The sequence below is a fragment of the Acidipropionibacterium thoenii DSM 20276 genome, assembly GCF_000423445.1.
In the GTDB taxonomy this organism is placed as follows: domain Bacteria; phylum Actinomycetota; class Actinomycetes; order Propionibacteriales; family Propionibacteriaceae; genus Acidipropionibacterium; species Acidipropionibacterium thoenii.
The window spans coordinates 68,561-83,235 of record NZ_AUHZ01000009.1; the positions used below are offsets into that span (position 1 = coordinate 68,561).

The 14,675-nt window shown below is 68.4% G+C and carries 12 protein-coding genes; 10 read left to right on the forward strand and 2 right to left on the reverse strand.

Translation table 11 applies throughout. The features are described 5' to 3' along the window. The first annotated feature begins 50 nt into the window (after positions 1-50). The 5 genes from G554_RS0103955 (at position 51) to G554_RS14540 (ending at position 5,604) form a co-directional block, all read left to right on the forward strand. A complete protein-coding gene (locus tag G554_RS0103955) occupies positions 51-749 on the forward strand; it encodes a TetR/AcrR family transcriptional regulator (RefSeq protein ID WP_084648297.1) in 699 nt (232 codons plus the stop codon). 131 nt (positions 750-880) lie between these two features. Then, entirely contained in the window at positions 881-1,948 is a 1,068-nt protein-coding gene (locus tag G554_RS0103960; RefSeq protein WP_027586896.1) for a hypothetical protein, read from the forward strand. A gap of 110 nt (positions 1,949-2,058) precedes the next feature. Then, positions 2,059-3,885, forward strand: coding sequence for an aspartate--tRNA ligase (gene aspS / locus G554_RS0103965; protein WP_027586897.1), 1,827 nt, complete (start codon positions 2,059-2,061; stop codon positions 3,883-3,885). A 110-nt stretch (positions 3,886-3,995) separates the two neighbouring features. Next, positions 3,996-4,349: a metallopeptidase family protein gene (locus tag G554_RS0103970; protein ID WP_027586898.1), complete on the forward strand. Its 354-nt coding sequence runs from the start codon at positions 3,996-3,998 to the stop codon at positions 4,347-4,349. 106 nt (positions 4,350-4,455) lie between these two features. Beyond that, on the forward strand, positions 4,456-5,604 hold the full coding sequence (locus tag G554_RS14540; RefSeq protein WP_154654166.1) for a ScyD/ScyE family protein: 1,149 nt from the start codon (positions 4,456-4,458) through the stop codon (positions 5,602-5,604). Between the two features lie 57 nt (positions 5,605-5,661). Here G554_RS14540 and G554_RS17785 read toward each other — a convergent pair whose 3' ends face one another. After that, positions 5,662-5,823, reverse strand: coding sequence for a LuxR C-terminal-related transcriptional regulator (locus tag G554_RS17785; RefSeq protein ID WP_161626460.1), 162 nt, complete (start codon positions 5,821-5,823; stop codon positions 5,662-5,664). Between the two features lie 17 nt (positions 5,824-5,840). Then, entirely contained in the window at positions 5,841-8,243 is a 2,403-nt protein-coding gene (locus G554_RS17790) for an ATP-binding protein (protein WP_027586899.1), read from the reverse strand. Positions 8,244-8,890: 647 nt separating this feature from the next. Between G554_RS17790 and G554_RS14545 the strand changes: the two genes are divergently transcribed. The 5 genes from G554_RS14545 (at position 8,891) to alaS (ending at position 14,669) form a co-directional block, all read left to right on the forward strand. Then, positions 8,891-9,679, forward strand: coding sequence for a tyrosine-protein phosphatase (locus G554_RS14545; RefSeq protein WP_051232392.1), 789 nt, complete (start codon positions 8,891-8,893; stop codon positions 9,677-9,679). Between the two features lie 19 nt (positions 9,680-9,698). After that, positions 9,699-11,087 carry a replication-associated recombination protein A gene (locus G554_RS0104000; RefSeq protein ID WP_027586901.1) on the forward strand — a complete coding sequence of 463 codons (1,389 nt, stop codon included), beginning with the start codon at positions 9,699-9,701 and terminating at the stop codon, positions 11,085-11,087. Between the two features lie 41 nt (positions 11,088-11,128). Further along, entirely contained in the window at positions 11,129-11,530 is a 402-nt protein-coding gene (locus G554_RS14550; RefSeq protein ID WP_036924503.1) for a DUF948 domain-containing protein, read from the forward strand. Beyond that, on the forward strand, positions 11,527-11,856 hold the full coding sequence (locus tag G554_RS0104010; RefSeq protein WP_027586902.1) for a hypothetical protein: 330 nt from the start codon (positions 11,527-11,529) through the stop codon (positions 11,854-11,856). Before G554_RS14550 ends, G554_RS0104010 begins: the two co-directional genes overlap by 4 nt. A gap of 119 nt (positions 11,857-11,975) precedes the next feature. Beyond that, positions 11,976-14,669 carry an alanine--tRNA ligase gene (alaS, locus tag G554_RS0104015; RefSeq protein WP_027586903.1) on the forward strand — a complete coding sequence of 898 codons (2,694 nt, stop codon included), beginning with the start codon at positions 11,976-11,978 and terminating at the stop codon, positions 14,667-14,669. The last annotated feature ends 6 nt before the right edge of the window (positions 14,670-14,675 follow it).

Here is a 14,675-nt window from a genome sequence, read left to right on the forward strand (position 1 = left end):
CACACCACCCCCCCAATTGGCGCACAGACCCGTTGCCTACCCTTGAGGCCATGACCACCACGGCTCGCAATGCCGGTGCCGCAGACACCACCGGCCCATCGCGGCGGACCGCGCCGCGTCGTGGCCCACGTCCCGAGTCCGGCCAGGCCCGCGCCGCGATCCTGGCAGCTGCCCGCACGCTCTTCGTCGACTCGGAGTTCAGCGCGGTCAGTATGCGTGCCATCGCCCGGGAGGCCGGGGTGGACACCGGACTGGTGCGCTACTACTTCGGCACCAAGCAGGATCTGTACAACGAGGCGATGGCCCTTCCCAGCGGACCTCACCTCATCATCGCCAGGGTCTGCGACCGGTGTGACGCCGATCACCTCGGGGAAACCCTGATCCGGGCCTTCGTGCAGGCCTGGGACGGCCATGTGGGGGAGTTCACCGAGCGGGGCTCGGCAACCCTGCAAGGGGTCGTCCAGGCGATGGTCACCCAGCCTGAGGCCTTCGAGCAGGTCAACGAGCTGTACCAGAAGGCGCTCATCGACCCGATCGTGGCCGTGCTGGACGATCGCTTCGACCATGCCGAGGCCGAGCTCCGCGCCACCATCGGGCTGGCCCGGCTGCTGGGACTGTTCACCACCCGTTACATCGTGGGGTTGGACGCACTGGCCCAGTTGCCGGGGGAGGAGCTGGTGGCCCGGGAGGGGCCGTGCCTCCAGCAGGTGCTCACCGGTCCGGCCCCCGACCGGCCGGTATCTGGCTAGAGTGGTGCTCACGCGCAAGGATGCGCGAGTCGTAACACAAGTTCAGTAGCACATGCAGTGAGGCGTCGTGCACAGGTGAGGCGCGACGAGTGCAGGATGCCACCAGGCTCACCCACAGAAGGGGCTTCGCCATGACGATTGCGATCAAGATCGGTTTCCTCGACGACGACCCGGTGGTCGATGAGAAGGGCAGTTTCGCGGCCCGCGGGGCGGGCGGGGCGATCGCCGGCCGGCTCTTCACGATCTTTCCCGATGCCGTGCTGATCGGCCCCCAGGACGGCCAGTACGGCAACATCACGATGAGACGCCTGGAGAATCTGGACCCTCGTGGTGACCTCATCATCAACCTCGACGTCCTGGACTCGATCGGGCTGTTCCAGAGGCTGCACCGCGGCGGTGCCGAGCCGAAGATCCTCAACCTGCAGTGGCTGCCCCCCTCCCACTACCACCACAAGGTGAACTTCGCGGCGATGGGACTGTCATTCGCGCTCTTCCCGACGCTGTGCTCGGGGGAGCGGACCGCCGGCGAGGTGGCCGAGATCGTGCGCCGCTGGACCATCCCGCCGCTGGCCCACCAGGCGCGGATCGGCTGGTTCCAGCCGGGCATCCGCGACGATCTGGTCAAGCCGCACACCGATCTGGAGGTGCCCGTGGTGCTCTACCCGGCGATCCATCTCACCGAGGCCAAGAAGCCCAAGGTCTTCCTCAAGGTGGTCCGCGAGGTCGCCGGCCGGGTGCCGCTGACCATGGAGGCCCGGCTGGCGCAGCGGGACCTGGCCAGCGTGATGGCGATGAAGATGTCCTCGCCGCGGTGGGCGAAGGTCTCCCCGCTGTTCGGCGAGAAGGAGGAGTACTGGGAGTCGCTGTCCCATGCCACCGCATTCCTGGCCACCGCCCAGGAGGAGGCCTACGGGTTGGAGTACCTGGAGGCGCTGCTGGCCGGGGCGATCGGCATCTTCCCCCACCAGCCCTGGGCAGCGCACCTGGTGCCGGCCTTCTACCCCTATCTCTACGCCACCGAGAATCAGGCTGCCGATATGCTCGCCGACGTGCTGAGCGATCCGGCCGCGGCCCGCAAGGCCGTCGACGAGTCGGCCGGCGGGTCACTGTCGGAGTGGATCCTGGGAGCCCACACCCGCGCCGAGGGCAACGAGGCGCTGCGTGCCCAGATCACCGACTGGTTCCCCGAGGTGGGCTGAACCGATCCGGACGCCAGGCCTCATCTGGAAGCTGCGGGGTGGGGAGGGATAGGCTCGGACGAAGGCCCGCACCGTCTATGCGAGGCCCCGACACCGGAAGGATCACGTTCGTGCTGCGAACCCATGAGGCAGGCACCCTGCGAGCCAGCGACATCGGCAAGGAGGTGACCCTGGCTGGATGGGTCGGACACCGGCGCGATCATGGCGGCGTGGCCTTCATCGACCTGCGAGATGCCTCCGGGCTGGCCCAGGTCGTCATCCGTGACGAGATCCTGGCCTCATCAGGAGCCCACGATCTGCGCAACGAGTTCTGCATCAAGGTCACCGGCGTCGTCGAGGCCCGCCCCGACGGCAATGCCAACCCGAACCTGCCCTCGGGCGAGATCGAGGTCGCGATCTCCGATCTCGAGGTCCTCAACCGATCGGCCCCGCTGCCCTTCCAGATCGACGAACACGTCAGCGTCGGGGAGGACGCGCGGCTGCGGTACCGCTATCTGGACCTGCGACGCCCCCGCCAGCATGCCGCCCTGGTGCTGCGTTCCCAGGTGACTCACAGGATCCGCGAGGTGCTGGACCGGCACGGTTTCTACGACATCGAGACGCCGACCCTGACCCGCTCCACCCCCGAGGGTGCCCGCGACTTCCTGGTGCCGGCCCGGCTGGCACCTGGTTCCTGGTACGCCCTGCCCCAGAGCCCCCAGCTGTTCAAGCAGCTGCTCATGGTGGCCGGCATGGAGCGCTACTACCAGATCGCCCGCTGCTACCGCGACGAGGACTTCCGGGCGGACCGTCAGCCCGAGTTCACCCAGCTCGATGTCGAGATGAGCTTCGTCGACCAGGACGATGTGATGGCCCTGGGTGAGGAGGTGATGGCCGAGTGCTGGAAGCTGATCGGCGTCGACATCCCACGTCCGATGCCACGGATCACCTGGCATGACGCAATGAACCGGTACGGCTCCGACAAGCCGGACCTGCGCTTCGGCAATGAGATCACCGAGGTGACCGACTTCTTCGCCGGCACGCCGTTCCGGGTCTTCCAGGCGCCCTATGTCGGCGCTGTGGTGATGCCCGGTGGGGCGTCGCTGCCGCGCCGCCAGTTCGACGCATGGCAGGAGTGGGCACGCACCCGCGGCGCCAAGGGGCTGGCCTACATCACAGTTCAGGAGGACGGTCAGCTGGCCGGCCCGGTGGCCAAGAACATCTCGGCCGCCGAGAAGGCCGGCATTGCCGAGAAGGTCGGCGCCCAGCCCGGGGATGCGATCTTCTTCGCCGCCGGAGCCCGGACCGCCTCCCAGGAGCTGTTGGGTGCCGCCCGGCTGGAGATCGGCTCGCGGTGCAAGCTCTACGACCCGGCCGACTGGGCCTTCTGCTGGGTGGTCGATGCCCCGATGTTCAAGCCCACCAAGGAGGCCGAGGCCGAGGGTGATGTGGCCGTCGGCGGTGGCGAGTGGACTGCTGTCCACCACGCCTTCACCAGCCCCAAGCCCGAGTGCCTGGACACCTTCGACACCGATCCCGGGTCGGCGCTGAGCTACGGCTACGACTTCGTGTGCAATGGCAATGAGGTGGGCGGCGGATCGATCCGTATCCACCGCCGCGATGTCCAGGAGCGAGTCTTCAAGGTGATGGGGATCGGCGCCGAGGAGGCCCAGCAGAAGTTCGGCTTCCTGCTGGACGCCTTCAAGTTCGGCGCCCCGCCGCACGGCGGCATCGCCTGGGGCCTGGACCGGCTGGTGATGCTGCTGGGCGGCTTCGACTCGATCCGCGACGTCATCGCCTTCCCGAAGACCGGTAACGGGTACGACCCGTTGACCCAGGCTCCGGCCCCGATCACCGCGGCCCAGCGCCGCGAGGCCGGGGTGGATGCCAAGCCGGTCAAGAAGGGTGAGAAGAAGGAGTCTGCCGAGAAGTCAGCGGAGGACCCTGCGAAGGGGTGATCCCTCGGCCTCCTCCAGATGCGCGTCCTGCCCGGGTGGTGCTGTCACCCGGGCAGCACTGCATCTGGCAGCCGGGGCATCCGAGGCCGCCCGAGGGGCAGGAGAGACTCATGGTGGAGATGACCGACGCCGAGTTCGAGGCGTGCATGGATGATGCCCTGGATCTGATCCCGCCCGCGCTGACCGATGCGATCGACAATGTCGCCATCCAGGTGGCCGATGAACCCGGCGAGGACCAGCCGTCGACCCTTCTGGGCCTGTACGAAGGTGTGCCACTGATCCGACGAGACTCCCACTGGGGATTCGTGCCTCCCGATGTCATCACGATCTTCTCAGGACCGCTGAAGAGGATCTGTGCCAGCAGGCAGCAGCTGGTCGAGCAGATCAAGGTCACGGTCATCCACGAGGTGGCCCATCACTTCGGCGTCAGTGACGAACGCCTGCACGAACTGGGCTGGGGATGACCCGGTAACAGGTCAGGTAGTCGACTACGCGTGCGCCTGACTGCAGGAGCGGGCCACAGTGGCCGGGTTGACAGATCGACACCCACCTCACCCAAGGCAGGAACCGATGACTACCCAGCAACCAGGACTCAACGGGACGAAGATCCCTTCCAGGCGGACGATCGGGAGGTCGCTCGCGGTGGCAGCCGTGACGACGGCACTGGTGGCGGGATTCACCGTCGCCCCCGCCCAGGCTCACCAGCGGAGCGCACCCCGGCCGAAGGTGACGGTGAAGTCCACCAAGGTGGTGATGCCCTTCAACCTCGAGCTGGATCGCGGCAGGGTCCTCATCGCCGACGGGGGGTCCAACCAGGTCGGCCAGCTCAGGCCCGGCGGCGCCACCAGGACGGTGGTCGCCGACCAGCCGGGTGCCTCAGGGGTCGCCACCTTGCGGGACGGCCGGTGGCTGGCCGTCGCCGTGACCAAGACCGACTACGCCACCTTCACGAACACCGCCAGCGGGCTCAACCTGCTGGGGCCCCGGGGCACCCGCATCTATGCAGACACCCTGGCCTACGAGAAGAAGCACAATCCCGACAGCAACTACTTCTACGGCGTCAGGAACGCCTCCAAGTGCGTCAAGGACTCCATCGAGAAGCTCGGCGCCGGGCCGGTGTACTACAAGGGCCAGGTGGACTCCCACTCCTACTCGGTCGCCTCCTACGGTCACAGCTGGATGGTGGCCGATGCGGGCTCCAACACGCTGTGGAAGGTGAGCGCGAGGGGCAAGGTCTCGACCCTGGCAGTGCTGCCACCGGCTCCCGTCGTCATCACCTCGGCGATCGCCAAGGCGAACGGGCTGGCGGCCTGCACCATCGGTGTGACCTATCTGTCCGAGTCGGTGCCCACCGACGTGGAGGTCGGCCGCGACGGCTACCTCTACGTGACGACCCTGCCCGGCGGGGTGGAGAGTCCGCAGAACGCTCAAGGAGCCCTCTGGAGGGTCAACCCCCGCACCGGCAGGTACACCAAGATCGTCACCGGGTTCTCAGGGGCCACCAACCTGGCCCTCGGGCGCCATGGCGAGATCTACGTCGCAGAGCTCTACCGTGGAAGGATCACGGAGGTCCGGCACGGCAAGAAGCAGACCTTCGTCACACTGCCCGGAGTGGTGGCGGTGGAGACTGCAAGGGATGGTTCGCTGTGGGCCGCCACCGTCGACCTGTCCCAGCAGGGGCCGGGCAGCGTCGTCCAGGTGACGACCCCGCGCCGTTGAGTCCCGGGTCAACGCGTCCGGCCCGACCGGGAGGGCCGACCGGATGTGACTGGCGCGTTACTGGTGGGCGTCGATGCGGGCCCGCTCCAGAGCACGCTTGCCATTCAGATTGAGCTTCATACAACAGTGGTAGACGTGGCCCTCGATGGTGCGTACGGAGACTCCGAGCAGGTCGGCGATCTCACGGCTGCTGAGCCTACGGCCCACCAGGCGCGCCACCTCGCGCTCCCGATCGGTCAGTGGCAGTGGGCGTCGGTGACGTAGTGCCGCCACGGTGCAGGGGTGGCCCAGGGCATCGTCGAGATCGTCGATCCGGCTGCGAAGAGCGAACTGGCGATCCGTGCGTGCCTGACGGTCGAACTCCCCGGCGGCGTGGATGGCGGCGTCGAGGGCGAGGAGGCGGAATCCGAGATCGGCGAATCGACGGGAGGCACTCTCCAGCAGTTCGGGATCATGTCGGCACAGAGCTCGGGCGTGGATCGCCATGACCTGGGGCAGGGGTCCCTCGCACGGGTCGGCGATGGCAACCAGTGATCGGACCACCGAGGAGTCGCCGTATCGCAGTGCCCGGTGCAGCGCGACGCAGGCCACAGCAGTCTGCCGGGAGTCGATGGCCAGGCTCGCGGCCCGGCGCGCTCCGGCGATGGCCGAGCTCGCCTGACCCGCTCCACCTTCACCGCGGCTCGGGCCAGTTCATACATCGGTGCCAGCAGGCCGCTGGCGGCCCGTCGCTCGGCCAGCTGTTCGAGCACCTGCTGGGCGGCATCACTGCGGCCGGCCAGCGCCAGAGCCTCGGCTCGACCGATCTGCGCCAGCTGGTAGCAGCCCGTCACGTCGCAGCTGTGCAGCCCGGCGGCTGCCTGGCTGAACCATTCGGCGGCCCGGGGGTCGCCGGCCGCGCCGGCCTGCAGCGCCCTGCAGAGGAGTTGGATCGGCTGCGGCTGAGATCGCGGTGCGGTCCCTGTGTGGCCCGACGGTGGCTGCGCGGTGGCCGCTGGGGGCAGAGGTCCGGCGAGCACCGACGCCAGCGCGGCCGCCAGGCCGGCATGGTCTGCCAGGAATCCGGTGTCGAACCTGCGTTCGACCGCCCGGACCCGTTCGACCAGCGACGCGACTGTGCCGCTGCTGCCTGACAGGGCTGAGGCGATGGCGAGGGTGGTCGCGGCGCGTACCACTGCGGGTGGCGGCAGGGCGTCGATCTCCAGGACCTGATCGGCCATCCGGTGGGCTCTGGCCAGGTCTCCCTGGTAGAGAGCCATGGAGGCCTCCACCGCATCGATGGCGGCACCGCTGGCCTTGGTCGGTGGTGCCGCTCTCGCCGCATCCAGGGCGGCGCGGGCCCGGGGTGGATCGTCCAGGGCCCAGAACAGGTTCGTGATTCTCAGGCTGGACCAGGCGAGGAACTCCTCGCCTGTGGTGGGCTGAAGCGAGCTCAGCAGTTCCTCGGCTGCGGCGCCTCTGCCCTGCCAGCTGAGCGCGTGGGCGAGGACGGTGCCGCTGGCAAATCCGCCGCCGCGGTCCAGTGCGGCTCGGGCGATCTGCTCGCCCGAGGTGAGATCGGAGGCCGACATGGCATGGCGGGCGGCCTTCTGGAGGAAGTCCAGCGGTGCGGGATGGTCGCTGGACAGGCTGAGAAGTGCGACCCGGGTGGGATCCATGGAGGTCTGCGGACCCGACAGTGCGGCCTCCATGAGCAGTCCTCGCAGCCGGCGAGCCCGCATCCTCCCGAGGTGGGCGTGCAGATGCTTGCCGTGCAATGGATGGGCCAACCGGACGACGACCTCGTCGGCCCGCGGGACCAGTTCGATGACGCCGGCCGTCTCGGCCTCCTCGATCGCCGGCACCTGGGAGGCGGCAACCAGATCGTCGACCCGCACCGGCTCCCCGATAGCCACCAGGGCGGCCGCCTCGACGGCAGCCGGAGACAGCGTCGACAGCTCCGCCGCGATGAAGTCGTCGAGTTGCTGGTCGAGATCGGGCAACCGTTCCAACCGCCACAGCGCCCCCGCCCGTTGCAGGTCTCCGGTGTCCAGGCCGGTCTCGATGAGGTGTCTCAGGAACAGCGGATTTCTCCGTGCCGCGGCGTGGATGCGCTCGACGGAGGAGGGCTCCAGGGCGGCGCCCAGCGCGACCGTGCAGAGCTGGGCGGTCTCAGCTCGTGACAACGGGAGCAGGTCCACCCGGGGCAACAGCTCGTCCTTCCACAGTGCCCGCACGGCGTCTGGGGCCTGATGGCCGGCGCGCACCGTCACCAGTACGTCGGCGAGATGCTCCACCACGACGTGGTGGAGGAAGGAGGCCGAGGCGGGGTCGAGAAGGTGCGCGTCATCCACCGCGATACGGGTACGTTCGCCCGTCGACAGCACCGCCCCGGCGGTGCGCAACTGCTCGGTGATGCTCCCCGCCGAACCGCCGAGCAGTGCGATGAAGGCTCCGGCGGGTACCGCCTGCGCTGCGACGGTGCCTGCGAACATGTGTCCTGAGGGATGGCCACGTAGCCACTGGCGGGCCAGGGAGGTCTTCCCGTGACCTGCTCTTCCGAGGACGACCAGACCCCGGTGGTCGCCGGAGGCGGCCGCCAGGAGGACCTTCTGACGTGCCGGAGACAGCCACTCAAACGGCCAGGTCCGCTCGTGCATCCCCGTACTCTAGATTCCCAAGGGGGCACTGCCATGATGGCGTGGAGGCACAGCGGCCTGGCAATGTGATGCGGAGGTGATCCTGTGGAGTTGGTCGACGGGGTGACCCGATGGGTGGTCAGACCATCATGAACTCATGGGATGACCTCGGCGGATATCAGAACGGGTTCTACTCCGAGAGGGCAGGGGCCTGGGTTGAGTACATGCGCGCCAGCCTTGCAGGACAGGGGCGCTGGAGAGAGTGGATTGAGCTGAGCTATGTGGACTACCGGGGCCATCACATGCGAGAACGGGTCTGCCGGCCCCGGACCAGGCTTCAACGACTTGTTCCGCGCTCCATAGTCGTCGTCGATGACGACGGAAAGTGAGTTGACCGTGATTTCTCCGGGAAGGGTCTGGCTGTTGTCGCATTGGCCGGATGAGGATGACGCCAGAGCCAAGACTCTCGGCATGTTCTCCACGCCCGAGGTGGCCCATGCCGCAGTGGGCAGTGTTCTTGAGCATCCCGGTTTCACAGGATCGTCCAGGTCGGACTTCTACCTGGCTGAGTATCGCGTTGGCGCGCCGGTGCCGGCTCAGGATCCGCGGACGACCTGCCGCACCCGCGTCTCGCCACCAGTGTCAGCCCACCTCGTTAGGGTGGGGGCATGACCATCACCACCACGATCACCTGGATCGACGTCAGGGGCGTGAACAACATGCGCGACCTGGTGGGCACCCCGGCCAAGGACGGCCGGAGGATCGCCGCCAACCGGCTGCTGCGATCCGACAACCTGGACCGCCTCACCCCGGCGGGCATCGATACCCTGGTCAACAACCACGATCTCACCGACGTCATCGATCTGCGCACCAACTATGAACTGGCCCGGATCGGCTCGGGTCCGCTGCGCACCGATCCGCGGGTGAGGGTCACCACCGGCTCGTTCTACCCCGAGGACGACCCGGACGCCCTCGTCCCGCCCTGGCGCGAGGAGATGAGCGCGATGACCCCGGCCACCCGCAATGAGGCGATGGCCGCCCATTACATGGAGTACCTGGAGGTCCGCCCCGACACCGTGCTCGCCGACATGCGGGTGCTGGGCTCGGCGCAGGGCGCCACCGATATCCACTGCGCCGCCGGAAAGGACCGCACCGGCACCCTGATGGCCGTCGTGCTGTCGACCCTGGGGGTGCCGCAGGAGGCGATCCAGGCCGACTACGAGGCCACCAACCAGCGCCTTGATCGGATCATGGCCAGCCTCGGCGAGGCGGCCGCCGCCGGTTCGGCCAGCCAAGGGGCCTACTCGGGATCCGAGCAGACCTGCCCGCCCGAGATCATCGCCGGGCTGCTGGCCCACATCGACGACCGCTACGGCAGCGTCGCCGACTACCTGGACCGGATCGGCTGGACGGCCGAGGACCAGGCAGTCCTCGAATCCCATCTGCTGACCGACTGAGAGCCGGCCCGAGCACGCGATGAGTGAGGATCTGTTCGGCAACCCGGTGGGCGACGGCATCGCTGGGTCCGGATCACCCGCCGCCGGCGGTTCCCTGTCGGACGCCCTCAACCCGTCGGCGCCGCTGGCGGTGCGAATGCGGCCGCGCACCATCGACGAGATCGTCGGCCAGCAGCACCTGCTGGGCCCCGGCTCCCCGCTGCGGCGGCTGGCCGAGGGCAGCGCGGCGATGAGCGTCTTCCTGTGGGGACCTCCTGGAGTCGGTAAGACCACCATCGCCAGCGTCATCTCGCACGCCTCGAACCGGCGCTTCGTGGAACTGTCGGCGGTCACCGCCGGGGTCAAGGACGTCCGCCGCGAGCTGGAGACCGCCCGCCGGGAGCTGGCGATGGGACGTCCCACCGTGCTCTTCGTCGATGAGGTGCACCGGTTCAACAAGGCCCAGCAGGACGTCCTGCTGCCAGCGGTGGAGAACCGCATCGTCACTCTGGTCGCGGCCACCACCGAGAATCCCTCCTTCTCGGTGATCTCCCCGCTGCTGTCGCGGTCGCTGCTGCTGACCCTCAAGCCGCTGACATCTGAGGACATCTCCACCCTGGTCGACCGAGCCCTGGAGGACCCGCGGGGGCTCCACACCCCGGACGACGGCCACTACCAGCTCACCGATCAGGGGCGTGCGGACCTGCTCCAGATGGCCGGCGGGGATGCCCGCCGGGTACTCACCTACCTTGAGGAGGCCGCCGCGGGGGCCACCGCGTCGGGCACCGACACGATCACCCCGCAGATCGTTGCCACCGCCGTGGACCGCGCCGCGGTGCGCTACGACAAGGATGGAGACCAGCACTACGACGTCATCAGTGCCTTCATCAAGTCGGTCCGCGGCTCCGACGCCGACGCCGCCCTGCACTGGCTGGCCCGGATGATCGAGGCCGGCGAGGATGCCCGCTTCATCGCGCGGCGTCTCATTGTGCTGGCCTCCGAGGACATCGGGATGGCCGCCCCCAGCGTCCTGCAGACCTGTGTGGCCGCAGCCCAGGCGGTCCAGCTCATCGGGATGCCGGAGGCCCGCATCAATCTGGCCCACGCGACGATCGCCGCTGCCACCGCCCCCAAGTCCAATGCGGTCATCCTGGGAATCGACGCCGCCCTGGCCGATGTGCGCGCCGGCAAGGGCGGTGAGGTGCCGTTGCACCTCAGAGACGCCCACTACTCCAGCGCCTCAGATCTCGGCCATGGCATCGGCTACAAGTACGCCCATGACTTCCCGCACGGCGTCGCCGCCCAGCAGTACCTTCCCGACAGCCTCGCCGGCGCGCGCTACTACCGTCCCACCGACCACGGTAACGAGGAGAAGATCGGGCAGCGATGGGCCCAGCTGCGTCACCTGCTGGGCCGTGAGCCCGACTAGAGTGTGACGGCGTCGTCCCCCCTCTGATTGGAGCAGACCCCATGACAGTTGGCCAGATCGCGGCTCTCATCGCAGCCTTGGCCGTCGTGGCCCTGGTGGGGCTGCTGGCCATCCCGCTGCTCAAACTCGGCGGGGTGCTCGATCAGCTGCGCGCAGCGGTGCGCAACCTCGACGACTCCACGGTGCCGATCCTCGAGGAGCTCAAGGCGACTGTCACCGTCACCAATGAGGAGATCGCCAAGATCGGAGACGTCACCTCCGATGTGCACACCGTCTCCGAGCACGTCACCGAGATGTCGGCCCGCACCAATGAACTGTCGAAGGTCGTCACCGAGACCGTCGCGACCCCGATGATCAAGGTCGCCGGACTGGCCCACGGGGTCCGCAGGGCCAATGCCGTCCGAAGGTCTGGAAATCTGGGACGAAAGGACCACTCAGCATGAGCGCACGAGGTTGGCTGCTGGCCGCGGCCGGCGCCGCAGTCGCCGGTACCGTCGCCGCAGCCGTCGTCCGGGCCGCCCGGTCGGGGGAGCTGGGCGCCGGACGCACCGGTGAGCTGGCGGGATCGCGGCTCCCGGTACTCCGTGGCAACGCTGCGCGTCCCACCAACGGGGCCGGCTCCGCGGTCTCGGCAGGGCTGGCCAGGCTGGGCGAACAGGTCGCCGATCTGGCATCACAGGCCCGTGACTTCGTCCGGATCGTCTCCGACGAGTCAGCCGCCAAGCAGTCCGAGCTGCGCGCCCGGCTGGGGATGGACGAGCAGGGCTGAGACACCGGACGACAACTCATCCACCGGGCGGACCGCCGGGCAGCCGCCAGTGGCGCGGTAGGCTTGCCCACCGGTTCCGCCGTGCCGGCGGACGTAGCACCACTTGAGCTAGGACGGGTATGAGAACTGCGGAGATCGGACAGCGATTCCTCGACTTCTTCGAGAAGAAGGGCCACACCGTCGTCCCCAGCGCCTCGCTGCTCTACAACGACCCGACCCTGCTGTTCGTCAACGCCGGGATGGTGCCCTTCAAGCACTACCTGATGGGCGTCGAGCCCTCGCCGTGGAAACGGGCCACCAGCATTCAGAAGTGTGTCCGTACCCTCGACATCGAGGAGGTCGGCAAGACCACCCGGCACGGCACCTTCTTCCAGATGCTCGGCAATTTCTCCTTCGGCGACTACTTCAAGAAGGAGGCCATCTCCTACGCCTGGGAGCTGGTCACCACCCCGCAGGACCAGGGCGGTTTCGGCTTCGACCCGGAGTCGATCTGGGTCACCGTGCTCGGCCCCGGCTTCCACCCCGACTACCCCGAGGGGGACATCGAGGCCAAGGAGACCTGGCTGAAGGTCGGCGTCGCCGAGGACCACATCCAGGGCCGCAGCCTCAAGGACAACTACTGGCACATGGGCATCCCGGGCCCTGGTGGCCCCTGCTCGGAGATCTACATCGACCGCGGCCCCGAGTACGGCCGCGAGGGTGGCCCGGAGGCCGACGAGGACCGCTACCTGGAGATCTGGAACCTGGTCTTCGAGACCGAGGATCTCTCGGTGGTGCGCGCCAAGGACGATTTCGACATCGCCGGGCCGCTCAAGAGCCTCAACATCGATACCGGCGCCGGCCTGGAGCGAATCGCCCTGCTGCTGCAGGGAGTCGACAACATGTACGAGATCGACCAGGTGTACCCGGTGATCGCCAAGGCCGCGGAGCTGTCGGGCAAGCGCTACGGCGCCGACCATGCCGATGACGTGCGGATGAGGGTGGTGGCCGACCACGTTCGTTCCGCACTGATGCTGATGACCGACGGCGTGACCCCCGGCAACGAGGCCCGCGGCTACGTGCTGCGCCGGCTGCTGCGCCGGGTGGTGCGTGCCATGAAACTGCTCGGCGTCGACGAGCCGGTGCTGCCAGCTCTGCTGCCGGTCTCCCGCGACCTGATGTCGTCGACCTTCCCCGACATCCTGGTCCAGTGGGACCGTGTCATCGACGCGGCCACCGCCGAGGAGGAGACCTTCCGGCGCACCCTGTCGGCCGGTACCACGATGCTGGACACCGCCGTCGAGGCCACCAAGTCCGCCGGCTCCAGGACACTGTCGGGAGAGAAGGCCTTCCAGCTCCACGACACCTACGGCTTCCCGATCGACCTCACCCTCGAGATGGCTGCCGAGCAGGGCCTGGACGTCGACCGGGAGACCTTCACCACGCTGATGGCCCAGCAGAAGCAACGCGCCAAGGCCGACGCGCGCGCCAAGAAGGGCCTCATCACCGACACCGAGGCCTACACCCAGTTGCGCACCAAGGGCGAGACGCCGTTCCTCGGCTACACCGACCTGTCGGTGCCCACCACCGTCACCGGAATCATCTCCGACGGGGTCTCGGTCACCAGCGCACCCTCGGGTTCGGTGGTCGAGGTGGTACTCGCCGAGACCCCGTTCTACGCCGAGATGGGCGGCCAGGACTCCGACACCGGTATCATCAAGGCCTCCGGTTTCGACCTGGAGGTCCTCGACGTCCAGCGCCCGGTGCCAGGCCTGGTGGTGCACAAGGTCCGTCTCGACGGAGACCTGGCAGTGGGCGACGCGGTCGACGCCGAGGTGGACCCGGTCAACCGGTTCGGCGCCTGCCAGGCCCACACCGCCACTCACGTGATCCACGCAGCCCTGCGCGAACTGGTCGGCCCCACCGCCACCCAGGCCGGCTCCTACAACAAACCCGGCTACCTGCGCTTCGACTTCTCGGCCCGCGAGGGACTGTCCCCGCAGCTGCGCACCGAGATCGAGGAGCGCTGCAACGAGGCGATCCACGACGACTTCGAGGTGAGCGACACCCAGATGCCCCTGGAGGAGGCCAAGGCGATGGGTGCGATGGCGATGTTCGGGGAGAAGTACCCGCCGATCGTGCGGATGGTCGAGCTCAACGGGCCCTGGTCGCGAGAGCTCTGCGGTGGCACCCACGTGGCCTCCACCGGGCGGATCGGACTGCTGGAACTGCTCGGTGAGCAGTCGGTCGGCTCGGGCACCCGGCGGGTGGAGGCGCTGGTCTCCACCGACGCCTTCCACCAGATGGCCGCCGAACGAGCCCTGGTCAACGAGCTCACCGGCATCCTCAAGGTGCAGCCCGATCAGCTCACCGACCGGGTCGCCAAGCTGGTCGCCGAGCTCAAGGAGGCCGACCGCAAGCTGGCCGCGGCCCGCTCCCGTGAGGTGCTGGGCCGGGCCGAGTCGCTGCTGGCCAAGGTGGTGGCGGCCGGTCCCTTCGACCTGGTCGCCGGCAAGGTGCCCGGGGTGAGCGGGTCGGATCTGCGCAGTCTGGCCACCGAGGTGCGCACCCGGCTGGGAGATCGGCCGGGTGTCGTGGTGCTGATCGGGGGGCCCTCCGACAAGCCTGCCATCATCGTGGCCGCCACCGCCGCCGCCCGTGCTCTGGGAGCCCGGGCCGGTGCCCTGCTGCGATCGGCCGTCGCACCCATCAATGGCCGTGGCGGAGGTAAGGACGACATGGCCCAGGGTGCCGGCACCGATGCCAGTGGCATCGAGGCCGCGCTGCGGCTGGTGGCCTCCCAGCTGTCAGCCAGACTGTCGGCCGAGGACTGAGAGACC

Coding starts and splice junctions, on each gene's coding strand:
- G554_RS0104000 (WP_027586901.1), top strand. CDS start 9,699: ATGAGTGAGGATCTGTTCGGCAACCCGGTGGGCGACGGCATCGCTGGG.
- G554_RS14540 (WP_154654166.1), top strand. CDS start 4,456: ATGACTACCCAGCAACCAGGACTCAACGGGACGAAGATCCCTTCCAGG.
- G554_RS0103960 (WP_027586896.1), top strand. CDS start 881: ATGACGATTGCGATCAAGATCGGTTTCCTCGACGACGACCCGGTGGTC.
- G554_RS17790 (WP_027586899.1), bottom strand. CDS start 8,243: ATGCACGAGCGGACCTGGCCGTTTGAGTGGCTGTCTCCGGCACGTCAG.
- G554_RS14550 (WP_036924503.1), top strand. CDS start 11,129: ATGACAGTTGGCCAGATCGCGGCTCTCATCGCAGCCTTGGCCGTCGTG.
- G554_RS0103970 (WP_027586898.1), top strand. CDS start 3,996: ATGGTGGAGATGACCGACGCCGAGTTCGAGGCGTGCATGGATGATGCC.
- G554_RS0104010 (WP_027586902.1), top strand. CDS start 11,527: ATGAGCGCACGAGGTTGGCTGCTGGCCGCGGCCGGCGCCGCAGTCGCC.
- G554_RS14545 (WP_051232392.1), top strand. CDS start 8,891: ATGACCATCACCACCACGATCACCTGGATCGACGTCAGGGGCGTGAAC.
- G554_RS0103955 (WP_084648297.1), top strand. CDS start 51: ATGACCACCACGGCTCGCAATGCCGGTGCCGCAGACACCACCGGCCCA.
- alaS (WP_027586903.1), top strand. CDS start 11,976: ATGAGAACTGCGGAGATCGGACAGCGATTCCTCGACTTCTTCGAGAAG.